The sequence below is a fragment of the Vibrio sp. 2092 genome (assembly GCF_033339635.1).
Taxonomy (GTDB): domain Bacteria; phylum Pseudomonadota; class Gammaproteobacteria; order Enterobacterales; family Vibrionaceae; genus Vibrio; species Vibrio alginolyticus.
Genome location: NZ_JAWOUY010000011.1, coordinates 76,700 through 102,526 on the forward strand (window position 1 = coordinate 76,700; position 25,827 = coordinate 102,526).

33 protein-coding genes are annotated in these 25,827 nt (G+C 37.0%); 20 read left to right on the plus strand and 13 right to left on the minus strand.

Annotated elements, in window-relative coordinates:
- The first annotated feature begins 105 nt into the window (after positions 1 to 105).
- The 9 genes from R7P80_RS18260 to R7P80_RS18300 all read left to right on the plus strand — a co-directional run bounded on the left by R7P80_RS18260 (position 106) and on the right by R7P80_RS18300 (position 8,989).
- Entirely contained in the window at positions 106 to 570 is a 465-nt protein-coding gene (locus R7P80_RS18260) for a hypothetical protein (protein WP_038128754.1), read from the plus strand.
- A 2-nt stretch (positions 571 to 572) separates the two neighbouring features.
- On the plus strand, positions 573 to 1,481 hold the full coding sequence (locus tag R7P80_RS18265) for a fibrinogen-like YCDxxxxGGGW domain-containing protein (protein WP_318096742.1): 909 nt from the start codon (positions 573 to 575) through the stop codon (positions 1,479 to 1,481).
- 673 nt (positions 1,482 to 2,154) lie between these two features.
- The gene (locus R7P80_RS18270; RefSeq protein WP_318096743.1) at positions 2,155 to 2,715 is read left to right on the plus strand and encodes a hypothetical protein; all 561 of its coding nucleotides are present in this window, start codon (positions 2,155 to 2,157) and stop codon (positions 2,713 to 2,715) included.
- Positions 2,716 to 2,912: 197 nt separating this feature from the next.
- Entirely contained in the window at positions 2,913 to 3,104 is a 192-nt protein-coding gene (locus R7P80_RS18275; RefSeq protein ID WP_318096744.1) for a hypothetical protein, read from the plus strand.
- The gene (locus tag R7P80_RS18280) at positions 3,101 to 3,856 is read left to right on the plus strand and encodes a TraX family protein (protein WP_053318894.1); all 756 of its coding nucleotides are present in this window, start codon (positions 3,101 to 3,103) and stop codon (positions 3,854 to 3,856) included. Before R7P80_RS18275 ends, R7P80_RS18280 begins: the two co-directional genes overlap by 4 nt.
- A gap of 120 nt (positions 3,857 to 3,976) precedes the next feature.
- Complete coding sequence (locus R7P80_RS18285; protein ID WP_318096745.1) at positions 3,977 to 6,436, plus strand: hypothetical protein; 2,460 nt, start codon at positions 3,977 to 3,979, stop codon at positions 6,434 to 6,436.
- Between the two features lie 17 nt (positions 6,437 to 6,453).
- The gene (locus R7P80_RS18290; RefSeq protein ID WP_045592012.1) at positions 6,454 to 7,125 is read left to right on the plus strand and encodes a hypothetical protein; all 672 of its coding nucleotides are present in this window, start codon (positions 6,454 to 6,456) and stop codon (positions 7,123 to 7,125) included.
- Between the two features lie 125 nt (positions 7,126 to 7,250).
- Positions 7,251 to 8,438 carry an SAM-dependent methyltransferase gene (locus tag R7P80_RS18295; protein ID WP_020330911.1) on the plus strand — a complete coding sequence of 396 codons (1,188 nt, stop codon included), beginning with the start codon at positions 7,251 to 7,253 and terminating at the stop codon, positions 8,436 to 8,438.
- A gap of 47 nt (positions 8,439 to 8,485) precedes the next feature.
- Positions 8,486 to 8,989, plus strand: coding sequence for a hypothetical protein (locus R7P80_RS18300; protein ID WP_318096746.1), 504 nt, complete (start codon positions 8,486 to 8,488; stop codon positions 8,987 to 8,989).
- A gap of 225 nt (positions 8,990 to 9,214) precedes the next feature.
- Here the strand turns inward: R7P80_RS18300 and R7P80_RS18305 are convergent, their stop codons facing one another.
- Both R7P80_RS18305 and R7P80_RS18310 read right to left on the minus strand, forming a co-directional pair.
- Positions 9,215 to 9,481 (minus strand): hypothetical protein, encoded by a 267-nt coding sequence (locus tag R7P80_RS18305; RefSeq protein ID WP_038128770.1) that lies wholly within the window; start codon positions 9,479 to 9,481, stop codon positions 9,215 to 9,217.
- A gap of 44 nt (positions 9,482 to 9,525) precedes the next feature.
- Positions 9,526 to 10,182: a 5' nucleotidase, NT5C type gene (locus R7P80_RS18310; RefSeq protein ID WP_318096747.1), complete on the minus strand. Its 657-nt coding sequence runs from the start codon at positions 10,180 to 10,182 to the stop codon at positions 9,526 to 9,528.
- Between the two features lie 165 nt (positions 10,183 to 10,347).
- Between R7P80_RS18310 and R7P80_RS18315 the strand changes: the two genes are divergently transcribed.
- Together R7P80_RS18315 and R7P80_RS18320 are read left to right on the plus strand one after the other, a co-directional pair.
- Positions 10,348 to 10,992: a hypothetical protein gene (locus tag R7P80_RS18315; RefSeq protein ID WP_187027053.1), complete on the plus strand. Its 645-nt coding sequence runs from the start codon at positions 10,348 to 10,350 to the stop codon at positions 10,990 to 10,992.
- Complete coding sequence (locus R7P80_RS18320; RefSeq protein ID WP_045592003.1) at positions 10,979 to 11,623, plus strand: hypothetical protein; 645 nt, start codon at positions 10,979 to 10,981, stop codon at positions 11,621 to 11,623. The genes R7P80_RS18315 and R7P80_RS18320 overlap by 14 nt, the downstream gene beginning before the upstream one ends.
- 41 nt (positions 11,624 to 11,664) lie before the next feature.
- On the opposite strand, the gene R7P80_RS18325 is transcribed toward R7P80_RS18320, so the two are convergent.
- Both R7P80_RS18325 and R7P80_RS18330 read right to left on the minus strand, forming a co-directional pair.
- The gene (locus R7P80_RS18325; RefSeq protein WP_318096748.1) at positions 11,665 to 12,420 is read right to left on the minus strand and encodes a hypothetical protein; all 756 of its coding nucleotides are present in this window, start codon (positions 12,418 to 12,420) and stop codon (positions 11,665 to 11,667) included.
- Positions 12,421 to 12,812: 392 nt separating this feature from the next.
- Entirely contained in the window at positions 12,813 to 13,502 is a 690-nt protein-coding gene (locus R7P80_RS18330) for a hypothetical protein (RefSeq protein ID WP_318096749.1), read from the minus strand.
- 61 nt (positions 13,503 to 13,563) lie between these two features.
- Here R7P80_RS18330 and R7P80_RS18335 point away from each other — a divergent pair, with 61 nt between their 5' ends.
- Positions 13,564 to 13,962 carry a hypothetical protein gene (locus R7P80_RS18335; protein WP_318096750.1) on the plus strand — a complete coding sequence of 133 codons (399 nt, stop codon included), beginning with the start codon at positions 13,564 to 13,566 and terminating at the stop codon, positions 13,960 to 13,962.
- A gap of 51 nt (positions 13,963 to 14,013) precedes the next feature.
- On the opposite strand, the gene R7P80_RS18340 is transcribed toward R7P80_RS18335, so the two are convergent.
- From R7P80_RS18340 to R7P80_RS18350, 3 genes are read right to left on the minus strand one after another with little or no spacing between them, the layout of a single operon-like run.
- A complete protein-coding gene (locus tag R7P80_RS18340) occupies positions 14,014 to 14,505 on the minus strand; it encodes a hypothetical protein (RefSeq protein WP_045591995.1) in 492 nt (163 codons plus the stop codon).
- Positions 14,506 to 14,563: 58 nt separating this feature from the next.
- On the minus strand, positions 14,564 to 14,977 hold the full coding sequence (locus R7P80_RS18345) for a hypothetical protein (RefSeq protein ID WP_045591994.1): 414 nt from the start codon (positions 14,975 to 14,977) through the stop codon (positions 14,564 to 14,566).
- A 20-nt stretch (positions 14,978 to 14,997) separates the two neighbouring features.
- A complete protein-coding gene (locus R7P80_RS18350) occupies positions 14,998 to 15,264 on the minus strand; it encodes a hypothetical protein (RefSeq protein WP_054389261.1) in 267 nt (88 codons plus the stop codon).
- Between the two features lie 76 nt (positions 15,265 to 15,340).
- Here R7P80_RS18350 and R7P80_RS18355 point away from each other — a divergent pair, with 76 nt between their 5' ends.
- The 3 genes from R7P80_RS18355 to R7P80_RS18365 all read left to right on the plus strand — a co-directional run bounded on the left by R7P80_RS18355 (position 15,341) and on the right by R7P80_RS18365 (position 17,538).
- Positions 15,341 to 16,033, plus strand: a complete 693-nt coding sequence (locus R7P80_RS18355) for a hypothetical protein (RefSeq protein WP_318096751.1) — start codon at positions 15,341 to 15,343, stop codon at positions 16,031 to 16,033.
- A 78-nt stretch (positions 16,034 to 16,111) separates the two neighbouring features.
- Positions 16,112 to 16,861, plus strand: coding sequence for a DUF2304 domain-containing protein (locus R7P80_RS18360; RefSeq protein WP_021486404.1), 750 nt, complete (start codon positions 16,112 to 16,114; stop codon positions 16,859 to 16,861).
- Positions 16,862 to 16,863: 2 nt separating this feature from the next.
- Positions 16,864 to 17,538: a hypothetical protein gene (locus R7P80_RS18365; RefSeq protein ID WP_021485797.1), complete on the plus strand. Its 675-nt coding sequence runs from the start codon at positions 16,864 to 16,866 to the stop codon at positions 17,536 to 17,538.
- Between the two features lie 42 nt (positions 17,539 to 17,580).
- On the opposite strand, the gene R7P80_RS18370 is transcribed toward R7P80_RS18365, so the two are convergent.
- From R7P80_RS18370 to R7P80_RS18390, 5 genes are all read right to left on the minus strand, one after another.
- The gene (locus tag R7P80_RS18370; protein WP_241620990.1) at positions 17,581 to 18,054 is read right to left on the minus strand and encodes a DUF4262 domain-containing protein; all 474 of its coding nucleotides are present in this window, start codon (positions 18,052 to 18,054) and stop codon (positions 17,581 to 17,583) included.
- An 84-nt stretch (positions 18,055 to 18,138) separates the two neighbouring features.
- Positions 18,139 to 18,687, minus strand: coding sequence for a hypothetical protein (locus tag R7P80_RS18375; RefSeq protein WP_318096752.1), 549 nt, complete (start codon positions 18,685 to 18,687; stop codon positions 18,139 to 18,141).
- Positions 18,681 to 19,193 (minus strand): hypothetical protein, encoded by a 513-nt coding sequence (locus R7P80_RS18380; RefSeq protein WP_318096753.1) that lies wholly within the window; start codon positions 19,191 to 19,193, stop codon positions 18,681 to 18,683. The genes R7P80_RS18375 and R7P80_RS18380 overlap by 7 nt, the downstream gene beginning before the upstream one ends.
- Before the next feature lie 2 nt (positions 19,194 to 19,195).
- Positions 19,196 to 20,185, minus strand: coding sequence for a hypothetical protein (locus tag R7P80_RS18385; protein WP_318096754.1), 990 nt, complete (start codon positions 20,183 to 20,185; stop codon positions 19,196 to 19,198).
- Positions 20,186 to 20,226: 41 nt separating this feature from the next.
- Positions 20,227 to 20,979 (minus strand): hypothetical protein, encoded by a 753-nt coding sequence (locus R7P80_RS18390; protein WP_318096755.1) that lies wholly within the window; start codon positions 20,977 to 20,979, stop codon positions 20,227 to 20,229.
- Positions 20,980 to 21,110: 131 nt separating this feature from the next.
- On the opposite strand from R7P80_RS18390, the gene R7P80_RS18395 reads away from it, so the two are divergent.
- Genes R7P80_RS18395 through R7P80_RS18415 form a run of 5 tightly spaced genes read left to right on the plus strand, consistent with a single transcriptional unit; the run spans position 21,111 to position 24,179 of the window.
- Positions 21,111 to 21,569: a hypothetical protein gene (locus tag R7P80_RS18395; RefSeq protein WP_053318918.1), complete on the plus strand. Its 459-nt coding sequence runs from the start codon at positions 21,111 to 21,113 to the stop codon at positions 21,567 to 21,569.
- A gap of 5 nt (positions 21,570 to 21,574) precedes the next feature.
- Positions 21,575 to 22,552, plus strand: a complete 978-nt coding sequence (locus R7P80_RS18400) for a hypothetical protein (RefSeq protein WP_318096756.1) — start codon at positions 21,575 to 21,577, stop codon at positions 22,550 to 22,552.
- 2 nt (positions 22,553 to 22,554) lie between these two features.
- On the plus strand, positions 22,555 to 23,061 hold the full coding sequence (locus R7P80_RS18405) for a hypothetical protein (protein ID WP_318096757.1): 507 nt from the start codon (positions 22,555 to 22,557) through the stop codon (positions 23,059 to 23,061).
- Between the two features lie 31 nt (positions 23,062 to 23,092).
- Complete coding sequence (locus R7P80_RS18410) at positions 23,093 to 23,713, plus strand: hypothetical protein (RefSeq protein WP_318096758.1); 621 nt, start codon at positions 23,093 to 23,095, stop codon at positions 23,711 to 23,713.
- A 10-nt stretch (positions 23,714 to 23,723) separates the two neighbouring features.
- Entirely contained in the window at positions 23,724 to 24,179 is a 456-nt protein-coding gene (locus R7P80_RS18415) for a hypothetical protein (RefSeq protein ID WP_021485933.1), read from the plus strand.
- A gap of 124 nt (positions 24,180 to 24,303) precedes the next feature.
- Here the strand turns inward: R7P80_RS18415 and R7P80_RS18420 are convergent, their stop codons facing one another.
- The gene (locus R7P80_RS18420; RefSeq protein WP_267410805.1) at positions 24,304 to 25,812 is read right to left on the minus strand and encodes a hypothetical protein; all 1,509 of its coding nucleotides are present in this window, start codon (positions 25,810 to 25,812) and stop codon (positions 24,304 to 24,306) included.
- Positions 25,813 to 25,827 lie beyond the last annotated feature (15 nt).

Genomic DNA, 25,827 nt, shown 5'->3' on the forward strand with positions numbered 1-25,827 from the left:
CGGGGCTTTTTGTTTTATTAATTAAAATCAAGTCAAATAAATATAAAAGTGATACAATGATCACAAAAATAATAATACTAATAAAAAATATAGGTTTTAAAAATTATGCCAACATTGATAATTCAGATAATTGCAATAGTTCTGATATCTGTTGCTTCTGCTGCGGGAACCATCTATGTTTCCGAAGCGTTTACGAATAATAAGATAAAAAGCGAGTCTGCAAAATATGCTAATGAGTCTTCTCAGGTTCTTGGGGCTATAACCAGTTACGAGTCCAAAGGTAACATGGTTGATTCTAGCTTCAGATTGCAACACTTGGTTGATGAAAAGCTACTTAAATCAATCCCTGAAGGGTGGAAAGAATATCCTGGAATGATAGGTACTACGATACAAGGCAGTCAAACTCAGAAAGAGTCTGTTTGTATTGAAACCAATAAAGCCGCTGGATATGAGTTCACTCCAAATGGGGTCTCAATAAAGGAATCTGTTATAGACCCAGCAATAGGAATACCTTACTGCGAACCATCGCTAGATAAGAATGTTCCGTGCTGCATTTATGCAGGATATTAACCATGAAAATTTCAAAACTTACTATTTTACTTGGCTTATTTGCCTTCAATTCAGTTGCTGAAGACGCGTACATAATCAGAATCCCTCATGAAGTGACTCTTGGTACGTGGACGTATGAACCACCTGAATATTCAGAGTGGAGGAACTTCAGTGATCCATACAACTGTACTGATTGGTCGCCAGAAGCTGATAGGGTCGAAATTGGCACGGAATTCGAACAAGAGCAAACTTGTTCATACGATGCAGAAAGAACAGTTTCACAATACAAGGTGAATTCTCTTTCAGGACAGAGGGTTCTTGATAAAGAAGAACTGGACACAGATACGATTCAAAAGACTGAGCGTAGAGATCAGGTCGGTACAATGGTAGCCAGAAACATGTGTATCGATATACTTAATCGTGGAGATAGTGTAGGAAACCAAGAGTACACAGTCGATCCTGATGGTAGTGGTCCACTGCCATCTAGAAGTGCTTATTGCGATATGAGTGGTGGTGGATGGACTCTATATGATGCATTTGGAACCAAACTTGTTGCAACAGGAGGTACTACTCCATCAGCTTACAACCATAGGGCTATTAACTCGATTCAAACGCTGAAAAATGCAGGTTACAGTTATTCATTGACTACTATCAACACCTCGCAATATGCGCGTTCAGATTATTACATGCAATTCTTCTATGGTGGTTCTCCGTATGGGTACATTCAAAAAACTCTACCTTCATGGATTGATGGCGTGAGGGTATCTACAACAAACCAGTGGTACGGTGGTACAAGTCACACGACTGTCGGAAGTAAGACAATAGCCAATCCTGGCTATGCTCAACACAAGTATCTGTATTTTTCTGGTACAGGTCATCTGAAGCTTCTTGAAACAGGTATCTATTGGGTTGATTCTGTTTGGGTTAAATAATAGCAAAGAGCGTTAATATTTTTGTTGACGCTCTATTTTTTATTCGTATAATTAATTCTGTTTTCGCGGATAACGTATTTTGAGAGTGGTTTGAGTCGCCTTTGATGGCTTAACCAAAATAGCAGTCCTGACAACCTGTGCAAACCATTCTCAAAATGCGTAAAGCGTTAAAGAAGTCTGAGAGCATAGCATATGCCACTATACCGTAAACAAGCGTATTGATACAGGTGATAGCCTAATGCACCTTGATCAGACATTGTTGAAAGTATTGAATAATTCTAGTGTGACATGAAGGTGCCAAAAGGCAGGCATAATTGATTGGTGAATCTAGATTGGGTATTAACCGAGAAATCCAAATCGGTGAACTAAGACGTTGGGAATGCTATTCATTGGCGATTCACTGCCGTAAGCAGTTTGAATAATAGTGCGTATTCTGGCGCGAGAGACGCGATACTCATAAGGAATTTGCAATAGGAAAGTTGGCTCAAGTGATCGAGGCTGTTCGTAGGAATGCTAAGGTACAGAATACTAAGCCCGTTGGAATATCGAAGCCTGCCAACCATTCTAGAATGCTCACTATTATTTAGAATTTCTCTTTTGGGTAGGATGTGTAGATCCTTTTTTGCCAAGCTGCACCTTGGCATGTTACGAAGAGAATGGAAACCCCAGTCTTATGGCTGGGGTTTTTCTTTACTTGAATTATTTAATGTGTATAATAATTGACACTAAAAAATTAATGAAAAATGAAAGCTATATGATGATTACCACTTTATCCATTACTCGTTTGGCATCGTCTACCGTAAAAGATAATCAGCGATTTTGGCGAATGGCTGCTCGCGATGATTTTTACTCTTACCTGAGTATGTTTTTTTCAAATGCTGGCGCAAATTCAGTTTTTCATAATATGTTTGCCAAAGAAGGTCGCTATTATGAGTATGCGCCAAAGCGATTCAATTCTAAGCATTTTCAGAATGATATGGATGCACTTCGAGTTCTGCATTCTGAAATTGAAAAAATGCGCCACCAGCTACCTACAGTAATTGAAAAAATGAAAAGTGTTGACACCACAATTGGCACTGAAGAAGGTAAAGAAAAGGCAGCTATCGCGGCAGGTAGTTTTCTATCGTCGGCTTTGAAAACAATGTCTCGTCATTGTCAATGTGCAAACTCTGGGAACATTGTTCGACACTACTTTCCAAGATGGACAACCTACAAACAACCTGAGTTAAGATAATTTAATGGGGTTGGTTTAATGAGTATTGGAAACATGCTTGTAATGTGGGTGGGCTTACTATTAGCAGGAGCGATTTTTGTTTGTCCAATCAGGGAGACAAAAGCGTACTTCACTCTTTGTAAGTGGGTCACTTTAATGTGTTTGTTTTGGTATTCAGCCCCTTTTATATCCGAATATCTATTCAGGAGTGTTTGATTATGGGTATTGGGTTTTGGGTGTTGTTCATACTTTGTTCGTGCGCTATTGGTGCGGTATTTATCAATCCTATTTCAGATTTCAAAGATTACTCCACCCTAGTGATCGGAACCGTAGCAATTTGTTTCTTTATCGCTATTTGTTTCAACTTAGCGGACTATATCGCCTATAACATGACAGGATTGTTCCTATGAGTACCACAATAAGAAATGGCGCGGTTGACATGCTAAAGCTCATTGCGGTTTTAGCTATGGTGATAGATCATTCAAGATTTTTCTTTCCAGAATATCGCAATGTCTTGGTTACTATCGGTAGATTAGCATTTCCGATTTTTGCTTTTGTTGTCGCTTTCAATCTATCAAACGCTTACAAGAGTGGTCGAGATGACATTATTGATAAATACGCAATTAATCTAGCGATTTTCGCGGTTATTTCAGAGATACCACATGAGATGCTATTGAGGATTAATAGTGATATCGAATTAATGAATATCATGTTTACTCTTTTTGCGGGATTGGTAGTGACAATTTTATATGCCTCTGAAAACAAGCTGTATTTAAGAGGTGTTGTACTACCAGCATTTCTTCTCTGCCTAGCGGTATACCAGGATGGATTCGAATACGGCATATTGGGGATTATGATTGTCCCATCCATGTTTCTGATGATGCAGACAGAATCGAAGCTGAAAAAAACAATGTTCTTGTTAATTGGTATTGTTTTGGCAGTGCTGTGTAATCTGCAATACATGAAGGTAGTCATTGGATTCTATGGCTTGTTCAATTCTTTCACTACGCCTCTGATTATCAGCTCTGCATTTGCATTGGTGCTGTGTTTTATGGCTACACAGTTCAAGATGATTAACATAAAAGCCCCCAAAATGGGTAAGTGGATGTATTGGTTCTACCCTGTTCACATGCTGTTTATCGCTCTGGCTTTAAAACTTTGATAACAATTTTTTATTGATACACATGGACGACCTAAAAGATAACCTTTTAAGCACTCCTGTACTTTTTGCCATTTTTGGTTTATATGTATTTAAATTTATTGCTATTTTAAGGTTTGGGTTATGGAAGGTTGTGTAGGTACATGGATAAAGGAAATGCTTATTGATAAGAGCAATCCGTTTGACATAGATATGGAATTCAATGATCTAGAGGCGCTTGAGTCCTATTTTGGGAAAACCTGTAATCTTGACTCTGTATTGAGAGGTTTTGGTAACAATGCTGAAGTGCGGAGATTTATTAATAAATTACGCGGATTAGGTAATGAATTTGATATTCATAAACTATTAGTAAAAACACTTATTAATTTCAATAATACCAATATCACATCAGATACTGCATTTACTCTTGGAATGTTGACAAGAAACGCTATTGACAAAGAAGGTTTGTTTTTACTTGATGATAACCTAAATGAAGACTCAACAATTCTAGACCTCCTTTCTAAAATAAGCTTTAATTCAGACCCTGACGATCATAGTTGGAAAGCTAGCTTAGGTATGAGTAGCAAAGATAAAATGTATGGTTTATCTGTAGCTGAGTATGTGTTTGGACTTCGACTATTCGATAAACTGCCTAGAGACATATTACTTGATGCATTCGATTGCAAAAACTCACCAGTATTCAAAAAGTACAGTTATTTCTTTTATAGAGAAGCGATAGAGAATTTAAATTACTCGTTAACTTCAGAAGATATCGATATTTTGTTAGAGAGTGAGTTGTCTATATATGATATTTCTCCATTTTCTTCAATAATGGGATTTGAAAAATACTACGATTTATTTAAAGTTATCGCTGAAAAAGTAAATAGCGGCAAAATTACCCCAAATCAAGCTAGAATAGTAATTTGTTCATGGAATAATTTTGATGAGACTTTGCAGAAAGCACCACCATTAAGAGAATGTCAATCCTTTGTTGCTTGCGCTGCTTTAGAATCTCTAAATAAAAATGCGTTTAATTTAAATAAATTGAACTTTCTAAATAGAAGTGGTAATGAAAAGTACGAACTTAGTGTTGTTAATGCGTTAGAACTTTTACCTGAAGAGTTGAAAGAAAAAGCATTTCTTACATATGTGGCTAAGTATATTGACTCAGATAAAATTCAATCGATTTCAGTTGATCGTATCATTGATAATTACCTGAATAATAGACAATCTCAATATCTAGAACTATGGAAAGACCTTAAAAACCTTAAAGAATCGGTTGCCACATTAAGTCTCTCTTCGGTGAGTGAGATAACGCTAGCTTACTGGCTTTCACGGTCTACAATACCATCAAAGCCAATCTATGAATTTATCCCTGTAGATTCTGATGATTGGTGGGATTATGGCTCGAAAACACTTCCGAACATTATTAAAATTCATTCTCCTGACTCTATAGTAAATGAAGTTAATGACTCTGATTTTAACTATTTGAGTAAAATTGCCCTAAAAAATGAATTTCACCGCCTGTTAGTAGAAAATAGTGAAAGGCTATGTCTATCATCTCACTCATACTGGTCTTTGGGGGAGGTAGATGACATGTATCTTAATTCAGTTAAGTCTATGTCAGAAACTGAACTGACTACTCTGAGCGAGAATTTAAAATACGCTGCATTATTATTTATATTGCCTAGAGATGTAGAGCTTGCAAAAAAAATAGTAAACCATCTTCCCGAGTCTATCAGGACGATGAGTAATTATGAATCAGATCATTCTTCTAACGCTCCTAGAAATAAAGCGGTTTTGATTCGAAATCTAGAGAATATAAATCATGCCTTAAATAAAGAAAATATATGCTTACAAAATCCAGAAGAAAGCAATATTTTTGATATTTTCGCTGATATTATCGGAGTGCAGAAGCGTGAAGTTTCTCATGGGACAATGCTTTGTTCAATTGCGATAGATAAATGCATTAATGCAGGAATTATAGAGTCTAGTAAAAAAGTCACTTCGGTAACATTAAGTGAGGATGAAAAAGCGTTGCCGTATGATTATGACTACGATAGAAGATATTCTATTAATAGCTTTATCCGTTCCCATTTTCCAAGGCTTAAAGCTGAATATAGTTTTTTGCAAATTGAGGCTATTTACAATTACCTTAGTAGTAAAGATGAATTGCATAAGTATGCTATTGAAAACTTTTCTAGAGAGGGTGTTTTCCAAAAGGATGATGCTTTGTATGTATTTGGTGAGTTTGACTGGTCATCCATTTTAAATTTGGTAAACTCTGATATTGAATCGGAATTTAAAAAAATTATAATCTTGACATCTAGAGTTATCGAAGATGAAGGTGAAGATGAAGATGAAGATGAATATTTCCATGATGAGTGTAACTTTGAGGTTGAGGAAACAACTTTCTTATTGACCAGTGATATTATTAATATCATTCTCTTTGTGAGAAATGCTCTTGATTTTGAGGTAAGTAAAGAATTTTTAACTGAGATGATCGAAAATCCATATCAAAAGGCTTGCTCTAGAATTCTTCCTGAGATTAACTATGAAGGAATACTTTTAAACAAAGATTTGCCGCAAAGACTTGAACGCTAATTGGATGGAGGTAATAGATGTCAGTAAGACAATCCCAAAAGGATAAACGAAGAAAGCAGCGCAAAGCTAAAGTCAAAAAGAATCCTTCACTAAGCAACAAGCCTTCAAAGGTCATTATCAATGACGTGAAGCCTAAGCTAATTGAGTATCTTCGAAGTAATGATCGTTACATGAATTACTTCAAGAACCTAAAGCGTGGAGAGGTGTACTTGATTGCTACTGAAGAAGTAAGCACTAATCATCTAATCCTCTCAGAAGATGAATATTGTTCCATGATGCCTGAAGGTGATGCAGAAGCGATTAAGTCAGAGTTTTCTCAACTAACGACTGAAAAAGTGGTCGCTTATACCGAAGATGATGGCGGGTTCATGACATACTTCTTGAATGTAAGTGAGGTGCTGTCAATCTCTGACCTTGAAGAAGTTAAAGAGCAGTTTAGAGAGCAGTTGCAAGCTCGACTAGAAAAGCGCTACGAAACGATGACATTTGATGAAATCAGTTGTCATGGCAGCAAGATGAGATTCGATATGGAGCTTGCTATTGATGGTTATCCATTTGAAATCCCTGAAGGTAGAGACCCTAAAGACTACGAGCCTTTACTGTCTAGACAAGAGTACCTTTCTGGCACATTTGATGACATTATTGATGAAGTGTTCGCTGAGGCTAGAAAAGCAAGCAAAGCTGCTTAAGTAACCTTCCGTTTTTGTGAAGAAATCAAAAGAAAGTGTAATTCACTTTCTTTTTTTTATTGGTGTTTACTTTCAAACGAATTTATGTATAATAAGTATAAATTAAATAATTAAAGGACACCGCCATGAAATTTAAGAAATTCAGACCAGAAGGTTTTTTTGCTAATGTATATCACGTAGCGCCAATTGATGACGTTTACGTTTACGAGCTACTTATTGACTTTAAACACTACAAAAACTCGTTTAAAGGCAAGGTCTATGTTTCATTAACTGAATGGTTTGAAAATGCCTTTAATGATCAATCTATCTTCACTATTAACAGCACTACATTTGTATTAAAGCTGATTTACGATTACGAGAAAGCTTCTCAAGACGCATTTTTAATGCCTAAGCTGATTATCTGTCATGAAGAGTCTGGAAGTGAATACGCTACATTTATGCTTACCCAGTCAACTTTGAATTTCCTTGATGGGAAAGTGTCTGAGCTTATGACTGATCTAGATGAGAATGTGGATTTGTGGTCAAAATACATCAGTCCTGTTATCGACGTTGATTTCCAGTGCGATGTTGAAGCCGAACTTAAAATGCTAAGAGCAGAAGGTCATGTAATTTACCTTCCTGACTCAGAACTGAAAGGATACCCTCAGATTCGCGCTCTAATGAACAAGGCTGGTGGTACTTATCAAGATGGCACCTTTGTATTCGAAGGTAGCGCAGAAAGCGTTCTGACGCGATTACAGGAAGGAAAAGCGGTAAATGACAAGAAGCTATACCAGATCTTCGAATCTACAGACAATGTTTCATCTAAGGTTGTTAAAAAGCTAGATCTAAAACCAGAAGATAAATGGCTAGAGCCAAGCGCAGGACGTGCAGCAATTGCTAATAAAATGCGTGAAATCTCAAGTGATGGCGTTGTGTGCGAAATCTTTGATCTGAACATTAGCAGTCTTAAACAGCAGGGATATACTCCAATCGAAGGCGATTTCATGAGCGTTACACGCGAGCAAATTGGCATGTTCAATAAAATTGGTGCTAACCCTCCTTTCTGTAATAACCAGGACATTAAGCACGTTCGCAAGATGTACGATGAACACTTGCTTGATGGTGGTCGTCTAGTAGCTGTGATGAGCCAAGCTTGGGTAACAGGAAAGCAAAAAATCCAAATTGAATTCCGTGAATGGTTAAAAGCAGTCGGCGCAGATATCGAAATGCTTGATCGCGGTGAATTCAAAGATTCAGGGACAGACGTAGCTACTGCAATTGTAACTATCAATAAATCTTCGGAATTGATCGAAGAAAGACTATGCGCATAAGCTAATTGTTGATTGCCCCTGAATAGGGGCTTTTAAGAGAGTTTATTATGATTATCAAAATTAATGCAGGAATCAGCCTAAATGAAATTGCAGGATATACAGCAAGCTTAGCAATCGAGAAGGCGCAAAAGAACAGTGTTCCTGATCTTAAGGTTTCTGATATTGAATCTGCTCGACGCATGGGAATTAATCAAGGGTTCTGGGAGTTTACCGTTAAGCTTCTAAATGAGTCATTACATTTAGCTACTGAGCTTGTTAAAGATTTTAAACCATCGCCTATGTTTCTGCATGAATTCGATAAAGAGTCACTGTTAGAATACTTCGGAACTGAAAAGTCTATGGCTGAGTGGTTGAGTCAATCGGATGGCGCGAGTGATAAGATTGAATCGCTTTGCCAGTGTGATTATGACTCAGGTGTTAGGGCAAAAGCTGACGGTAAGATTGAGAACAGTGTTTTTCTTACTGGTCGTAATATTGGAATTGAGCTTGCTTACAAAGCAGTTAGAAACAACAATTTATCATTAGCTGAATGTATTATGGGGGAATTATGATTACAGGCGGATACACACTCGATTTGATTTGTGATTGCGAAAAATGCAAGGTTTCAACGGATAGTCACGAGATCAAAACTGGTGAGTTTACTGGTGAGAACTATGCGGAATGCGCAAGAATTGCGAAAAATAATGGTTGGAAATTGTCCAGAGACAGATTGTACTGCTCTGCCCCTGGTCATTCAAAATTTGAGCGAGACGATTAATAATATTGGAGACAGTCTCTTATTTCGATTCCTCTGAGGCTGGTGATGAGATTCTTTCACATTCATCAGCCATTTCCATTAAACCTTCGAGATATTCAGGGGTCTGCCAATATCCAACGATCTCAGACTCTTTTTCACAATCACATCGCTGCGGTTCTTCGCATTCACAATCATAAGTTTCAGTAACCACTCTATCAGGACTTGTATTAACGCTCCTTAAGTAGGAAGCTATTTCTTTTAAAGCCTTTTTTGGATCGTCACTTAACACTAATTTATGATCTGACATTCTCATGCTCCTTTATGAGTTTTTGCGGCATTGCAAGATGACTCTTAAGCCGCTGCTCTTACTTGGTACTCAACACGGTCTGCAAAGTCCTTAACAGTGTTAAATCTCTGACCATGATAGTGAGAATTCCACTTATCAATGCCTTTAAATGCTCTATTCCAAGGTTGGTCAATGATAATTGGTAGCAAACTAGGAGTGCTATCCATAGCATCAATGATATTGTATGGAGCGTCATCAATTAAACAAGCTGCACCACCAGCAATAGAGTTATACACTTCTGATTTGGGTGTAATGCTAGTATCTACAATATGCAAGTGATGATGTGGAACATTGTTCTTTTCCAGCCACTCCCTTGTTTGTGAGTGTGAAAAATTAAAGCCTCCACGAGCAGTAACGATATGGATTGTGAATCCTTTATCCACAAGCATTTGTAAGCCTTCAACCGCGCCTTTTTTAACAGGCATTTTGAGAAAAACTTCCTCTTTACGAATAATTTCACCAAACTCATTTTTGGTAAGGTTGTGACGTTCGTAATAATCGTAAGCTAGATAATCTGAAACAGAGAGCTGAATATCAGAGGCTTGGTTCATATGGTGATTGATCACAGGAGCAAAATCGCCTAACACATCATCAAGGTCGCAAATAATATTGCGATTAAAAAGAGTGATCACATTGTTGCTGATTTGAAACTGACTAATCATTTATTGACCTTTTTTATTAATTATAAAAAAGAATTATGATATGAATAAGTGCTCATGTCAAACACCGTGACTTAAAGCGTTGACTTTTAAGTTTAAAAACTGATAATGGCATAAATTTGAATTATTAATAAAAAGCCAGCTAGCTGGCAAAACCGATGGTGATTTATGTCTACTTTTACTAAAGAAGAAAATGAGTATTCATTGAATGAATACATAGAGAAGTTCAAAAAAATACAAAGAATGCATGAAAGTGAGTATAACCTAGTCTCTTTGACTCTATGTATTCTTGCTTGCTACGCTATTGCCTGTGTGGTGGATGGTTTGTTTGCATTTAAGCCCTTGGTTGCGATGATAAATTTTGAAGTTGAGTGGATTGAGCTAATAAAGGGTTTGTTTTTTATTGTTGTGTGCTTTCCATTGAACACGTATCACGAATTTCTTAAATCACCAAAATGTGCAGCAATAACGCAATGTAAAATAAAAACAGATGAGCGACTTAAAGATATTGAGTATATGAACCAACATATGGAGTTGGCTCTTAAGGAATCATTCGAAAGAATTGGTGATGTAAGAATAAATGAATTGCTTTCATCTTACTCTGTGGGTGTTTTGAATGATTTAGTTTCTGGGAAAAAGGATTTTAATGTTGAATATTATTATATTCTGCAAAGAATTTTCGATGAAATTCCAAAGTATGAATCTATCTCAGAACTAAAAGAAAAGATGGGGCTAAAACAGGTTAAGACTGACATCGTTAAAGAAAGCGATCTGGTTTCAGAAAGATCGGAGATAGAAGATGCAATATCTTAGAAATTTGTTTGAATTTCTTTCTAGTAGAGTATTTATCATTATATCTTTTATCAGTGTCTTAGTTGCGATGTCTGGATATCAACTTATCATTCACACAATGAAGCAGCAGCAATACGTTGACTATCGGTTTGTAACTGAGGTTTATGTTACGGGCTTTGAAGAATGCGAGCATGAATTGTCTTTAAATGATAAGTCTATTGGAGAAAGGTGTGTTCGAATTTATGACTACATTGTTTCATCCAAGAAGAGAAAAAAGCTTGTAGGGAGTATTGATATCTCAGAACGTCCAGTTATTTTAGGTGCGACTATCTATCTAGATCCGATGTATTTTGATATCGATAATGCTGTTAAGAATACAGGGATAATCTATGATATCTTAATTCATGATTTCAGTATTCCATATGAAGTGGTAAATGGAACTGATGATGTAAACCAGGAGAAGCATGATTCTTGGATTGAAGCTAATAAAGGCAAAGTTGAAAGTATTCAGAGATTGAAGTCTGAAGCGATATCTTTGACGAAGGAAAATTATTCTCGCGCTATGGATTTGCTTAAATGGTCTGTATTCATGACACTCCTAACCCTTTTCTCCTGTCTCATAAATAGCATGTTGGGAAGAAAAGAAAGATAATAGATTAAGCCCCAATTCTCAATGATTTGGGGCTTGCTTGATTACAATGGTACGCGTGATTTTGTAATGTACTTAGTAACTGCGTCTTCCTTGATTTCACGATCACCATTTAAGAAGTATGCTCCATCAGACTTTTTAAGTCTTACTTTAGTTAGGGATAGGTTGCACGATTTTCTAACAACCTGTACTTCAACCTCTTCACCTGAATCTAGACGGTCAAATAAAGCTTTTGCTTCTTCTTCACTTGCAATGCGATATGAATTAAGCAATCTTTGGTTTTCTGCCTCAACCTGTTCCTTGTAAGCTTTATCTTCCTCAAGAGCTTTTTCATAACACTCTTTGTGAGAGTGCTTAAGAGCATCGATAATTGCATTCTTAAATTGCTCCAGAGCCTTATAGAACTCATTTGCAAGAATGTTAGATGCAACTGCTACGCGAACAAATTCTTTTTCAGCCCCTACAGATTTTTCGCTGTAGTCAGAACTAAAGAATAAATGCGCTCCATCAAATGAACCGTGGATGTTTGTAAAATCTGATTTACCAGTATATCCAAATGTTACTTTACCAATTCGGTGCTCTCTTCGATGTTGGTCTTTATCATCAGATAGGAATACATCAAAACTCATATAGGAAGTGTTTTCTTCTTTGCAGAATGAAAACTCGCTTTTACATTTGAAACTAACCCCATCAACAAAGAGCGCTGTTGTCATCGGGTTGTTGTTAGTCCAAATTTCAGGATTTGAGCCTGAAGCGATAATTGAAAATAGTTCTTGTACGGTTTTTGGTGTGGTGTTCATAATGCGTTCCCCTATCCTGCATGTTTTTAATTATACATACTTAACAGGGCAAGTAAAGTATTTAATGAACCATTGTTTTTGCAGGTAATCCTTTTACTTCTCGTCCAGCAACCCAAGGCTTGATGAATTCCTTAATGTAGCTGTGTGTGTGCTCATTCGAGGCGAACCAGCAAGTATGATAGTTGCTATCAATAATCTTGTATCTTCTTTGATTAAAACCGTTTTGGTATAATTCCACATGGAAATGTAGTTGATACTCAATGTGCTCAAAGTTATCAGACCATAGGTTGTACTCGCACTTTGTTTTATGAACAAGTTTGTATTTTTGCTTATCAATCCATTCTTTAATGTCTGAATGAAAAGAATAAACTAGCCTGCGCAACCAAAACTGACTAATCAACATGCACATAACCCACTCTAACCATATGATCAACCAGGTCTTTATTGGAAATGACTTCCATATCGGATGTGTACTTGCTAAATCTGTCTTTAATTTTCGCAATGCAAAATGTTTCAAAAACTTCACAAAGAGCGCCATCTCTGACCGTTAAAGTGAGTAGTTTTAAATCTTCCTTGTGAGGATTAGTTGGAACATTAATCCGCTCATGAATATCTTGAATTATTTCTCGTGCTGTTCGCTTGTCAATTTTCCTGTATTTACCAGAGGATTCAAGCAATGCATTAAATTCAGCCTGACTAAAGCGCCTTTTTCTTTCAATCTCTTTATTTCGAAAGGAATCAAGTGTTTGGATGTGATTTTGAAAGATATCCTCAATACTGTCAGAAAGGATGCTGAAAGCTAACCCTTTACGCTTAAGAACTTCCAGAGTTGTTAACTCGTCAGTTGGAAGAAAAGTTTCAATCTCAAAGTCTGAGTGCCAACCTAGATTTTGGGTGTATTTCACAAGTGCGGATAGCTCATTACTAAAGCCTTTTACCGTGAGAAAAATACCTAGATTTCCGTTTTCATTCAAAATTAGTTTTGCTTTGATGTTTGAATCTGCGCGGATTGAAAAGATGGCTGGCTTGCCATCAAATTCGACATCTTTAAGGTTTACTTGTGAAATAATTGACTTTGACATATTAACTCCTTATCTGGTATTATTATATACATATTGCACCAAAAGTAAATGAGAATTAAGAGTGGAATTAAACATACAAGAAGCAAAGCAAGCGGTGGATGAAGGGAAGCAAGTTTGGTTTTTTATTAACAAGTTTACTGATCTTACAGAAAATCTGTATGTAAACATCACTCCAGCAAAAGTGGCTGAAATCATAAGCTATAAAGATAGAAGTCATGAATCTGAGCTAGTGCCTCTTGGGAAAAGAGGTGAGCCATTATCCAAAAAATACACTATTACAGAGACTTCTTTACACGGCGTGAGATGTTTTGCTAGATTCTTCTATGATGAAAAGTTATGTTTTGAAGCGTATAACAAAGATCTAGACAGCTACATTTCTAAACTGGAAGAAAGAATGGCGTTTGAAAACAAAAGAAGGCTGTCTGTCATTGAAAAGATTAAAGGCAGAAAAATTAATTAAATTAATTGCATAAATAAAAGCCCATAACTAAGAAGTTATGGGTTTTATATGTTATTTTTTGTATGAGATTTTTCCTTTATCTGCAATAAGGTACTCATCAAAACCAAACGGCTCACCATCTAATACAATAAACTTATCAGACTCAAACAGTGTGATATCTTTGGTAGTCTTCTCATCCTCTAAGTCAAACTTGTTTTCTGTAGCGTCAATATAGATGTAGTCATCACCACATCCTCTATCGACACCGAATAGATCGCAAAGCTCATTACTGACTTCGATAAGTCTTTCATCCTCATCACCAGGGATTTTTAGATACTTTTCAATAATGTCGTCTGGCGTTGTATCGCGATAAAAGGTAAACCCGTACTTCATGAACGGAGTGCTGAATAGTTGATGCTCGCCGCTTTCAATATTGCGAACAAGAATATGCCCTTCAGACTTGTTGTTATCAATTAAAATTCCGCGATCTACAATCTTGAAAGTTGCTTTGGTCGAGTCTTCACAGATGTATTTCGCATCTTCAATATTTTGTACAGTTATCATCTTTATTTCCAATATAAGATATGGAAAAACCCCAGCATATGATGCTGAGGTTGAATTTTTAAGAAAGGAAAATATTTCCTAGACTGATATCTAGTTTATGATTCACATAATCCCAAAACTCATTTTTTTCATGCTGATAGGTCATTCCTAATAGAGACGTAATCTCAAAAACATCAGCACACATTTCAATTAGTTTCGCTTTGGCGCTTTCTGAAATATCAGGTTTATCAGAAATGAAACCAAGGTTTTTAAAGGTGTTGAACTGGCTTTGTAGCATTGTGGATGCAATAATAGTCGCTTCAGTGCCACCAAGGTATTCAGTCAGCAGGTCAAGTCGTTCAGAACTGTTTCGTGGCTTGTTATCAAGCATTGCCAGAACAATGTTAATCGCAGTTTTTCGCTTTTCGAACAGCTCTGTTTCTTCATCTTTTTGAGCGAGAAGAATATTGAATGCAGTGTCGTAATTATGCATGGTGCTACTCCTGACAGCTATTAAGCTTCTTGCTTAATTTGTGATTTAATTTCTTTAATGAAAAGCTTTGCTTGCTTTTCAGACTCAAATTCGTGCGGTTCATCGGTTGCACCTAGCCAAACCCACTTGTTATTGGTTTTGTTACCTTTACACATAACGCGATGAGATTTAGGCTCTGTTGCTTCGAAATCATTCACATCATAAGCTGGTGAATATTTGAATGATAGCCCCTCAATCTGAGCAGCATTCTTTGCGTCTTGCTTCATTTTGCTGGTAAGTGTGGTCATTAGGTATCTCGCTATTGGAATTTCATTATCTTAAATAATTTATCCTTATTATACACAAAAAAGATATACTGTAAAGATGAATCGAGAGGCACAAGAAAAAAGCACAATCGATATTGTGGGTTTACCCACTCTGTTAGGTATTGGTTCCACAAAATTAATATTCATAGTAAAATATCAAGAAAAGAGAGTTTTTATTATGAATAAAAATGAACTATACCAATCAGAAATTAATCTGATAGAAAACATAAAAAAATACATCAACTACAGGAACAATGTTCAAAACATCCTTTTTCACCAAGAGTACATAAAAGTTACCTTATACATCCCTCTCGTTTTTACCATCTTGTTTGCCACTTTCTTCATTGTGGCTCCTAACATTCACCCTTCATCAGGCTCTGTCCATGTATCTGCTATTGGATTTATTGCTGTTGTGATTGCTTTCACCTTAGCCATTTCAGTTGTCAATGCGGCAATAAACAAGAAATCTATCATGAAATATGGTTTCATTCCTTTTGGCTTATCTTCACTTTTTGACAGAGATTTTATTGAAAACAAGGATAAAATTTCAGATATAGAAGACAAACTATATGAAATGGAGGTGGACTTAGCATCTGAGATACTTATGTATCAAGATTCTATGCAGGATTGTCCATCTACCGAGCTTCTGGTTTTGCTGAGTGACTATGACGCTAAAATCTACAAGGAGGTGCTTAAATCCGTCAATAATGAATATGGTGGTGAAGTATTATGCTGGATTGATGATATTTAGAATAAAGGGCGCATAGCGCTCTTTTCTTTTGGGTTTATTTTTGTATAATCTAGGAAATTAACCAAAAAGACCAACTAAATGAAAGCGATAGATAGATTAAAAGACCTTCACTTTAGTAGAGATCCTGCGCTTTACGATCAATGGAGTATTGAACGGATAATCAACTCCATACAATCAGCGAAAGAGAACAAAAAGTGGTTTGAAAACGCCTCGAATAGCGCAAGAATTTATAGAGTGATTGCTATTGAACCTTACCTATTTGCTGCGGCTTCCGTTATTGCGGGTATTGTTTATCTCTTTACCTCAAATTTTGCCGCAGAAATAGGGATTGATAGCCCGTCAGCATTGATACTGTATTTAATGATTTGCGCATTGGGATCAATTCCGTTCTATTTAATAAGATGGGTGTCGGTTATACCAAGGGCTAAGTGGACAAACAAGGTCAACTGGAGCTGGAAAGAGGTATTGCCTTACAATTTTGCAACAGCAACGGATAAATCACTAGCTCATAACTTCAAGCAAAGGAAAGCAAACAAAGCGGAGTTTTTAAGTAAAGAGAAAAGAATGAAAGATAACTTTGCTTCTCTCATTACTCCAGGATCAGAGTTTCCATATGAGTATGTTCATAAGTTAACGGAGGATTCGGAAGTCCGAGCGATTTACATCAAAATGTTGCGCGACCAATTGGAAAATAGACTGAATAACGAAAAGGCACTCATTCAGAATAGATTTGAGCAATTAGTCGGAACTGAAATGCATAGAGAAAATGAAAGCTGGTCAGAGATTAGTAATCCAGACCACAGAATCTACGGTAGCTTTAAGGAATAATAATGAATACTGAGCAATTTCTAAATAAGTATCAGGATAGTGGCAAATTTCTAGATGAGAGCGATGTGCGAGAGCTTATTGGTTGTGTCCAACAAGCTAAAGCTTCTCGTCAAAAATTCAAAGAGGTAGAGGCCAACAGGATCTATTTTAATTTTAGTGTGATTGTGTTCTACATAATGATTGCAGGGATCTTTATCGTTCTTCATTTACTCTCTGGATTGGGTGTTGAAAAATTTAACGATGAAGTAAGAACAATGTTCTTCAGTATTTTTGCCTTGATCGCTATGTTTCTTACTTCTGTTCCTGTTCACAACTATGTGAAGGGAACTGGATTGAATCCGTACAAATACTCTCTGCTTCCTGGTGGATTGGCTATCTTGTTTGATAGAGAAATTATTACTGATCACTTCAACTACCGAAATCTTGAAAAGGCTAGTGATGAAATTGATGAGTCTAATGCTCGTAGATACAGCGTAATCAAGTCTAAAGGTCAAATCCCTTACGCTATCGTAGACAGATTCACAGGAAGTAGTCGCGATACGCTTGTGCATCTTCTGAAGATTCAGTTCAAAGAAATGAATGATGAGCTTTATGATGCAAGACAGCGTGATTTTGACAACTGGTTCAACTCAGTTAATAACGGCGCTACGCATAATTGGGATAAGTTTGTTAATTAATAGAAATAAGGCGCTCGATGAGAGCGCCTTACTTTTAAATGATTAATTTAGAGTTAACTTTTTAAAGATTTTCTGAGGCACGCCTTTGTGATCGTATTCGGGATGATCTGGGTAATGGTCGTTATGGTCTGCAAACACTAGCTGAACGAACGACACCCCATTTTGAGCAAGGTGAAAGTTTTCTTGATAATATGCAATGGTTTGACAAACATACTTATCTGTTAGCTCTCCACTTACACTTAGCTTTTCGAACTTCATCAGAGCATCTGAACCATCGCGCTTTTCAAACATAGGCTCTACACTTTTCAGTTCAACGCCTTCTTCAAGCCACTTATGAAAAAAATGATTGATCAGATAGGCTTGAGTTCTTTGACTCATGGTTGTGATAATGATTTCTGGAAGTCCGTAATTGGTCATGCCTGTGCTGTATGCGAAGTTGGAAACACCATGAATAATAATTCCATGTTTTTTGATTGCACTTTCGATCTGCATGTTTCGCATGGTAATGTGGTTCATTGTTACAACGCTCATTATTTTAAATTAATTAATCTATAATACATTAATTAATCTAAAAGTAAAGAAAAAGCCGCTCAAGCGGCTTTATCGTCTGTCGATTCGGGAACTTAACTCTCGACTAAGGTATTTGCACAAGTTATATAGCTTTGCGCGAATCTGCTGTTCTCTTCTATAGTTACGATAAAGAAGATGCCCTATAACCGCTTCATGAGGTTTCAAGTCTAGGTTGTTCTTTCGAATAATATCTTCCCATTCATGGTCTCTGAAAATGTCTTTCATGACGTAACCCGCAAATCCACTAAAGGTTTTAAGAATCACTTTTTCATGGCTCTCTGAATATGGCTTAATATGAAAGTAAGTCGCATTAAACTCACTTAACTCTTTTCTCAGAGCTGTAAGCTCAGACTTGCTCATTTCGTTAAAAACGGCGTTTACCATTTCGCTTGGTAAACCATCAGTTACTTGATATGAGAACTTTGAGATAAATTCATCTAACAAAGGAAATTTGTTCAACGCAATCGGAAGAAACCGATTAAATGCATTTTTGGGGCTTTTCGCATCCCACGTTCTAGACCGAACTTTATGCTTATGGATCGTTCTAGATAGCGTTCCGATTTTCTCAGTTCTTAGCATGGCAAACTCTTTTTTTGATGGCAAAAGCATGATGTGATCTTTCGAAAATAATGATTAAAAAACGGTTGTTTTACTACCTCTAGGCAGACCTTAGATTCTTCCATTTCATCAACAATCTTCTCAAAACTAATAGAATCCAAGATAGGATATTTCTTTAGTACATCGCGATATGTTTTAAGCATATCTAAGTTAACTGGTACAAAATCAAACTCACGAACTCTTCGAAACGGGTCAATGAAACAGCTATAACCAAGGACAAGGGAAAAACGGATTTGCTTGAGTTTATCAATCACCCGCAGTTTCTCTCTAACATTTAAGGTCTTGTCTTTATGAAGGTCTGCAATCATGGAATAGACTAAAGATTCTAGCTGCACAAGTTTTATGGTTTGTACCATTCTGGCACCAACATTTCGATACTCAATGCGACCAGAGCTGACATAATTATCAACTTCACTTGGCTTACATTGCACTGTTTTACAATCGAGCAAATATTCAATAATAACCATTGTTAGCCCTTGTTTTTAAGTACTTGGCATACAACCAAGTGATGTTGTTCGTGAAACCCACTCTCTTTGATTTTTTTGCAAAATTCATAGGTTAGACGCTCAGGAGCAATTTCATTGATGAATGATACCAGTCTATATCTTGCATAGAAATAGCACTGATTTTTCTTAAGTAGCTCAAAGAGGTAATCATCAGGGAATAGCGACTTACACAATAGGTGTACGCGAGGAACAAAACGTAAACATCGAGGGTCTTTGTTTACAAAGTCAATCCATTTGCTCTTCTCGATATCTAAGGTGTTTGGGTGATGTTTTGTAAGTAGTGGATTGCTATCAAAGCACACCAGATGTAAATACTTACTTCTATTTTCCTCATTCAAATGCTTGAGGTTATGAGCATTAAGCATTAACCCTGCTTCTGCATTAGCGTTTCTAATGTCATCAGGAAGATGCTGGAAGCATCGACTTTCGAGCAAAGCCTTAATGAACACACGGTCAACCATACCGCTATCGATCATTTCTGAAAGTTTGTTTTCAGGACTTTCAGGTTTAATTCTAAGGTACTCCATAATGTCGCTTGTGTTCATGACATCGGCAAAGTACGGTACGTACCGTCTTGCTTTAGAATAGTAGTTTGTTGGTTCAAAAAGATAATCTTTTACTGACTCAAAAACCTGTCTGGTTAGTAAGTGTCCGTTATTTTTAAAAAACAACTCATTGATGTATTCGCTCCGAAAATGCTTTAGAGCTTGAGGATCGTCATGATTGGACTGGTACTCACATTTGATTGCAATTGGAAGTAATTCCTCCATGAAGTCGTTATTCTTCGAATCTGGCTTAAACACCAAGCCTGATAGAATTGAGCCAAAATATGCGACCAACTCACGCCATTCAGTCTCACCATACGATGGCAAGATTTCCCCTACAAATTTCTTGTAACCCTCTGGAAAGCTCGTAAAAGTGCTTTGCAGATCTTTAACTACATTAATCGTCATCTTATAAACCTTTATAGGAAAGACATCGTCTTTCCATTAACTCAATTATTTGCTTGTCTTCGGGTTGTGGTGAAGTGTAAAGATTTCACAAACCAGTATTTATCTTTTACTAAATCACTCGCATCTTCAAAGCTTGGGATTGCTGGCATGTAAGAGTTACCATGACTATATAACAAATCTCTAAGCTCATGATAACGCTTTACACATTCTGACTTAGGCATGTTTTCTTCTACAATCTTACGCTGGTTAAACACAACCTGATAGTCGTCACTTTCTTCTTTGATATCTTCCAAGAAGATGTCGTATCTGAATAAAGCATCACCTACCGTGATATTGTTAAGCATCAAGTAGTCTTCTGTATTAAAATGTTTATCCGTTAGCTTCGGTGTTGATAGGCACATTTCAGTGTAAAGGATCGGATAGTAATCAAAGATCATGGTGAACTCATGATCTGTGCCGTGAAACAGTGTTAAATACTGCGCTCTAACGCCAATCATGTAATTGAAAATATGGCTAAAATAGCAATACAAGCCTTCCATCGTGTATCCGTGCGTTTCAGAGAGATCTCTGATTAAATTCATGTAATCAGTTCTGATTGGAAGGACTTTTTCCTTATCAATAAAAATGTCGGAATGATGAATGCGAATAGTTACATAAATCAAGTATGAGTCAAACTCTGACAGGGACTTCCCTGGCTCTGAGGACTTCATTGCTGATAATACGGTATCAACAATTACCTTGTTCTGAGCCTTCTTGTTTTCAATTTCTTGTTTAATGGTTTGGTCGTCTTTCATACTTATCTTAACCTTAATATTTTGCATTAAATATACATTATTAAGTATCGAAGTCAATAATTAAACGCCACCTAAACATTGACTTTGACGCTAAATGATGTATTATTAAGACAATTAAAAAGGAAACCACCATGAAAAGTTTGTTTACAGAACAGTACTCAGTCACCTACGAAGCGGCTGATTTTATCTCTAAATACGAAACAGCATTGCACAGAATTTTGAATCACTATTTCGATCTAGGTTTCAATCCTTTTCATGTTGAGACTATTGTGCGTAATGACTTTGTAACGCTGATGCGACTTGTGGTTTTTGGTGAGGGAAAAACACCAAATGGCGAAATCGGAATTGATAAATCCTTTTGGGAAATTGAAGCTGTTGCTCTTCCAGATGTTGCTATGAGCCTGCTAAATGAAGATAGCGGCTTACATACTGAGGCTGGTATTGATCTGCAAAATCTATGTCGCCAAGATACCTTTCCGATTATTGATGAAATCCTTAAGAAAGGATACAGCCCTTGGGAAATTCAGGCATTATTCGCAAATAGTGCAAGTGACTTTTTCAGTTGCCAGTTTTTTAGAAAATTAAAGTGATAAAAATGAAAACAGAATTTATTGATTTTATCCTTAGAAAAGTCTCGGAAAGTAAAAATCGTGACGTGAGTATTCTATCTGATATGCCAGCACTAAAAGACGAATGCCTATCACTATGTCGTGAAATCACAAAAGGTTATGACTCATTCTCCGTAAACTTAAAAGGTCACTGCCAACTTAATGAAGTAACAGTCAAAGATGCAGCAGCTAGTCTTTCAGGCTTCTATGATGAGAATAGTTTGGCAAAAATCCTATCTGAGCATTTAGTGAATATGACAGAGCAATCTCTGTTAATCGGTGATTGTATTACGCGTGAAGAGGTTGAGCGTTCTTACCGAATCCGCTTTGCCATGCTAGGTGATCATAAGATTAGCTTGATTACTCTTCATGACTTTACACGTAGCAATTGTCCAGGATGTGGTGATGCTCTTTTCTTCAATGCAGATCTTGACTCTAAAACGGTTAGTCTTCACGAAAGTATTCAGCCATGCAAAGTTGCTACGGATGAAATCACAGTGCGTCAACAATTCATCTCAAATGCTGGACACTTTGTTCTTATGGATCATGATGATTTCATTGAGTTTATCCCTCAAGAAATCCGAACAGAATACCGAGACCATCATGTAAGTTTGAGTTCGCTGAAAGGTTATTCAACTTTTAGCCAGTGTTTGGGAAAGCATGGGATTGGATGTGTATGGACTCATCAAGATAATCATGCTGTATCTATTGTGAAAGTGGATGATGGATTTAATTTTGTTAGTGGTGATTCTGGTGAGCACCGAGTTACCACAACAGGTCAGAATCTGTACATTGCAGACCGTGAAACCGTCTTGAGTTTGTGCGATGATGAAATGAAGTTGTATGTCGATGATTTACGAAAATTTATCGTAGAGCCAGGCACTTACGAGATTGCCGATTTTATTAATGAAAAGCCAGAGAATGAAGGTCAAGTTCTTGGCAAAATGTCTAAAGTGGAGTGCTAACAATGATTCACCAAGATTCAAACGTATTCATCAATGATGATCAGGTTATCGTTCTAAAAGCAGAGCCGATTCTATCGGACAAACGCACTAATCGAATCGTATGCACTGCGGGCTTGGTCGATAATAAAAATGTCGTAGTCCTTGAAATCTCTACGCCAGAGGATAAGTCAGTATTCACTTACTTAGATGCAAAAGGCGCGGCTGATTTTGCTAAGCAGGTACTTGATGCTTCACTGAAATCAACATTATGCGAAGAGCTTGATCGTCATAGGGTTGAGACCCTGTACCTCAAAAAAGAAGTGATTACTATCGAGCGCTGTGATGTTTCAAGAATTAAAGGTAGCTCATCCTATGGTGTTAGTGTGAGTATCCACAAAGCCTCTTTTCCTGTGAAAGACAAACGCGTTGTCTCCTGCGAGCTATCCCCTAAAAAAGCAGTTGATCTGGTAGGCATGATTCAACAAGCAATTGAAGCAATCGAAGAAGACGCGTTAGCAGAACATCGTTAATGTTCGCTAGCGAACTTTGAAAGGATTTATAATGAAGCTAGATAGCCCCTCACAAATTTTGAACTCAAATCACATCGGTATCTCAGATGTGGTTCAGATGTTTGTTGCTTGCTGCTTGCCGAAAGGAAATGAAAGCCAATGTTTGGTTATTCCTTTTGAATTTACCGTGTACATGCGCTTGTATGATGATAATGCTCAAGTAGCATTTGATAACGAATCGGTTTTTGCTGATTTCAAGGAACGCAAAAACTGTCACGTCGAGATGGATGAGGATTTTGTAGAAGCGGTTGTTCGAGTTGAGAATAAAATCTTCTTGTACGCTCCATCAAACTACATTCATGTTTGGTCTACCATTGATACCAATTCCATCGATAAAGCTCTATATGATGAATCAGGGAGCGTTTTAGCGTGGCATTTGGCTGACCATGACTCTCAATGGAGAAGTGGCGTAGAAAAATTTGAGAAAATGGTAAAACAATCACTTGCTGAACCGTTTACTAAATTGGTGAGTAAACTAAAAGTATTGGGCTTAACTGAGCCTGATTTCAGCATTACGTTTTCATCAAATCCGATTTCAGGTGCTACTAAGGTAGAAACTGTTTCGATTGATTACGATGAGTCGGCTAAAAAATATGTCTACTCTAGACAATAAGGATTGAACGATGACTATCTATTCTATTGCTTCTGCCTGTCACAGAAATCAGAAATTCGAAGATGAGCGTTACATCAATCATTTAAGCCGCGTGAGCAAGAAGGTTGCTGCTGTATTCAGAACTGATGATAAAGATGCGAACTATCTATTGCACGATATTGCTTGGCTAAAAGATGTGTTTGTAATGACTGGCTGCTCAATTGAAACCATTCATTCGCGCCTTTCTCGCTATCACTTATATGATCGTATGATGGAAGCGCTTGAAGCCATTTCTCAAAAACAAGGTGAGCAAGATAGTGATTACTTTGAGCGATGCTCAAGAAATCCTATTGCGCTTAAAGTGAAGATTGCTGAAACTATGGTTAAGGTTGAAGAGCGTATCAAGTATCAAGACATTGGAATGGCTAAATTCTACACAGACCGACTTAATCTGCTGCTGAGTATTTATGAAGAGAAACAGTTTTGATTAATACGTAGTCACGCATTCTGATTTCTTGATGGTTTAAAAAACTTAGCAGATCTACCAGTAAGAATATATTGAAAAGGTTAGACAACATCTGTCTAACCTTTTTTATTGAGTCTATGGGATTCTACTTAGAGTTCATAGAGGCAGATTCTAGGTAATCTCTTCTTATCTCCCAGTATTTAAGTTCGTTAGCGGTCTCATATTGGTCGTTATCAATCAGCCAACGTATAGAGCTTAAGTGACCCAATTCAGCCATAAATCGAATATTACTTACTGTATCGTATAGATGCTTACTATTAAGGCTAACGGTTAAAATGGCATCAAACAGATACTGTTCGTCAGAATCATCATTGATCAGTGTCCATAAGTATTTAGTAAAAAATCCGCTAAAGCTATTGATCACATCATCAGGCAAATCCAGTTTTAGACACTCAAGAAGTAGCTCGGATGTTCTAAGTAGATGCTCACTGAGCATTGATGAGCCTAAGAGAGAGCTAGCAAGTTCACACTTTGGTGTTTTTAAATACTCGAAATCAAGACGAATGAAGTTGTGATAATCGTAATACTGCAAGTATTCCTTGGTCGGCTCACCTCGACTTTGCTGATATTCGAAAAACGGAAACAGTAATTGAAAATGATCTCTGGCTACACCCTTTATTTGAGCTAAATGAAGTTGGATAGTGGAGTGACGAAGTATTTGAGCAGGATTCATTAGATGACTATATTGCTCAATCAACGAATCAATTTTTCCATAATCTTCACTTTCTTTGTTATAACGCAGATAATCACGAACCATAATTGTTAAGCAGGAAAGCATTGTATCAATGTAAAGGGATACCGTTTCCTGGTCTGGATTATCCGCTAAGATAGCATCAACATACTTCAAAGAATTTAATGTTAAATCAACGCAATCGCGGTCTGATTTGAATCCAAAGTGACGATTTCGGCACATCTCACCGTCAGGGTGCGCCCAGCCACTTACACAGCCCCACATCTGAGAGCTAATAAACGATGCTAACCAAATAGAATTACACTCAAACCCTACCGCACTGTTAACCTCATAGACTGCGGCAACGCTAAGCATTTTTTGTCGATCAGTAATGCCTAATTGCTTTTCCATTGGTATAGATTGGATTCTATCCATAAGTACTGAGGCTGTCACATCTACAATTGTTTGATCAACAGGCTTTAAGGCTTCTATCAATTCTTCAATGGATGAGAATGAAGGATATTTCTTTTTAGAAACGAATAATGGTAAAGACAGCGATTTTATAACGTCTTCTTTTCTATCTTTCGTTAGGTAATCACGCAGGTCAGTTCTTTCGCGAGGTACAGTGTTGAGAGTGTTTCTAACTGAGTATATGGCTTCCTCTAAATTAGAGTGATAAGGAAGCACTCGTTCAGCTAAAGCGTGTAACTCGGCGCTACTGACGCATGGCTCGACCTCTTGATAGGTCAACCAATCAGAAACAAGGGTTTCAATATCCTGGTTTAAAAGGTCAGATAAATATTGCTTCGCACCTTCATCATTAAGGCTTGGTAGTAGCTGTTTGACTCTAGAAAGTATCAGGTCTAGATTTTCTTGGCTATAAGACGGTGCTATGTGTGTAATTGGGATTGTGTTACTTTGCATGATGAAAAGCCTCGG

What these genes read in the sequence shown, in the direction of transcription:
- R7P80_RS18310 (WP_318096747.1), bottom strand. Translation starts at nt 10,182, where the DNA reads ATGATTAGTCAGTTTCAAATCAGCAACAATGTGATCACTCTTTTTAAT.
- R7P80_RS18340 (WP_045591995.1), bottom strand. Translation starts at nt 14,505, where the DNA reads ATGATAACTGTACAAAATATTGAAGATGCGAAATACATCTGTGAAGAC.
- R7P80_RS18350 (WP_054389261.1), bottom strand. Translation starts at nt 15,264, where the DNA reads ATGACCACACTTACCAGCAAAATGAAGCAAGACGCAAAGAATGCTGCT.
- R7P80_RS18285 (WP_318096745.1), top strand. Translation starts at nt 3,977, where the DNA reads ATGGAAGGTTGTGTAGGTACATGGATAAAGGAAATGCTTATTGATAAG.
- R7P80_RS18265 (WP_318096742.1), top strand. Translation starts at nt 573, where the DNA reads ATGAAAATTTCAAAACTTACTATTTTACTTGGCTTATTTGCCTTCAAT.
- R7P80_RS18315 (WP_187027053.1), top strand. Translation starts at nt 10,348, where the DNA reads ATGTCTACTTTTACTAAAGAAGAAAATGAGTATTCATTGAATGAATAC.
- R7P80_RS18390 (WP_318096755.1), bottom strand. Translation starts at nt 20,979, where the DNA reads ATGAAAGACGACCAAACCATTAAACAAGAAATTGAAAACAAGAAGGCT.
- R7P80_RS18360 (WP_021486404.1), top strand. Translation starts at nt 16,112, where the DNA reads ATGAAAGCGATAGATAGATTAAAAGACCTTCACTTTAGTAGAGATCCT.
- R7P80_RS18320 (WP_045592003.1), top strand. Translation starts at nt 10,979, where the DNA reads ATGCAATATCTTAGAAATTTGTTTGAATTTCTTTCTAGTAGAGTATTT.
- R7P80_RS18370 (WP_241620990.1), bottom strand. Translation starts at nt 18,054, where the DNA reads ATGAACCACATTACCATGCGAAACATGCAGATCGAAAGTGCAATCAAA.
- R7P80_RS18405 (WP_318096757.1), top strand. Translation starts at nt 22,555, where the DNA reads ATGATTCACCAAGATTCAAACGTATTCATCAATGATGATCAGGTTATC.
- R7P80_RS18280 (WP_053318894.1), top strand. Translation starts at nt 3,101, where the DNA reads ATGAGTACCACAATAAGAAATGGCGCGGTTGACATGCTAAAGCTCATT.
- R7P80_RS18400 (WP_318096756.1), top strand. Translation starts at nt 21,575, where the DNA reads ATGAAAACAGAATTTATTGATTTTATCCTTAGAAAAGTCTCGGAAAGT.
- R7P80_RS18260 (WP_038128754.1), top strand. Translation starts at nt 106, where the DNA reads ATGCCAACATTGATAATTCAGATAATTGCAATAGTTCTGATATCTGTT.
- R7P80_RS18415 (WP_021485933.1), top strand. Translation starts at nt 23,724, where the DNA reads ATGACTATCTATTCTATTGCTTCTGCCTGTCACAGAAATCAGAAATTC.
- R7P80_RS18410 (WP_318096758.1), top strand. Translation starts at nt 23,093, where the DNA reads ATGAAGCTAGATAGCCCCTCACAAATTTTGAACTCAAATCACATCGGT.
- R7P80_RS18270 (WP_318096743.1), top strand. Translation starts at nt 2,155, where the DNA reads ATGGCTGGGGTTTTTCTTTACTTGAATTATTTAATGTGTATAATAATT.
- R7P80_RS18380 (WP_318096753.1), bottom strand. Translation starts at nt 19,193, where the DNA reads ATGGTTATTATTGAATATTTGCTCGATTGTAAAACAGTGCAATGTAAG.
- R7P80_RS18330 (WP_318096749.1), bottom strand. Translation starts at nt 13,502, where the DNA reads ATGTCAAAGTCAATTATTTCACAAGTAAACCTTAAAGATGTCGAATTT.
- R7P80_RS18325 (WP_318096748.1), bottom strand. Translation starts at nt 12,420, where the DNA reads ATGAACACCACACCAAAAACCGTACAAGAACTATTTTCAATTATCGCT.
- R7P80_RS18275 (WP_318096744.1), top strand. Translation starts at nt 2,913, where the DNA reads ATGGGTATTGGGTTTTGGGTGTTGTTCATACTTTGTTCGTGCGCTATT.
- R7P80_RS18345 (WP_045591994.1), bottom strand. Translation starts at nt 14,977, where the DNA reads ATGCATAATTACGACACTGCATTCAATATTCTTCTCGCTCAAAAAGAT.
- R7P80_RS18300 (WP_318096746.1), top strand. Translation starts at nt 8,486, where the DNA reads ATGATTATCAAAATTAATGCAGGAATCAGCCTAAATGAAATTGCAGGA.
- R7P80_RS18355 (WP_318096751.1), top strand. Translation starts at nt 15,341, where the DNA reads ATGAATCGAGAGGCACAAGAAAAAAGCACAATCGATATTGTGGGTTTA.
- R7P80_RS18290 (WP_045592012.1), top strand. Translation starts at nt 6,454, where the DNA reads ATGTCAGTAAGACAATCCCAAAAGGATAAACGAAGAAAGCAGCGCAAA.
- R7P80_RS18395 (WP_053318918.1), top strand. Translation starts at nt 21,111, where the DNA reads ATGAAAAGTTTGTTTACAGAACAGTACTCAGTCACCTACGAAGCGGCT.
- R7P80_RS18305 (WP_038128770.1), bottom strand. Translation starts at nt 9,481, where the DNA reads ATGTCAGATCATAAATTAGTGTTAAGTGACGATCCAAAAAAGGCTTTA.
- R7P80_RS18365 (WP_021485797.1), top strand. Translation starts at nt 16,864, where the DNA reads ATGAATACTGAGCAATTTCTAAATAAGTATCAGGATAGTGGCAAATTT.
- R7P80_RS18420 (WP_267410805.1), bottom strand. Translation starts at nt 25,812, where the DNA reads ATGCAAAGTAACACAATCCCAATTACACACATAGCACCGTCTTATAGC.
- R7P80_RS18385 (WP_318096754.1), bottom strand. Translation starts at nt 20,185, where the DNA reads ATGACGATTAATGTAGTTAAAGATCTGCAAAGCACTTTTACGAGCTTT.
- R7P80_RS18375 (WP_318096752.1), bottom strand. Translation starts at nt 18,687, where the DNA reads ATGCTAAGAACTGAGAAAATCGGAACGCTATCTAGAACGATCCATAAG.
- R7P80_RS18295 (WP_020330911.1), top strand. Translation starts at nt 7,251, where the DNA reads ATGAAATTTAAGAAATTCAGACCAGAAGGTTTTTTTGCTAATGTATAT.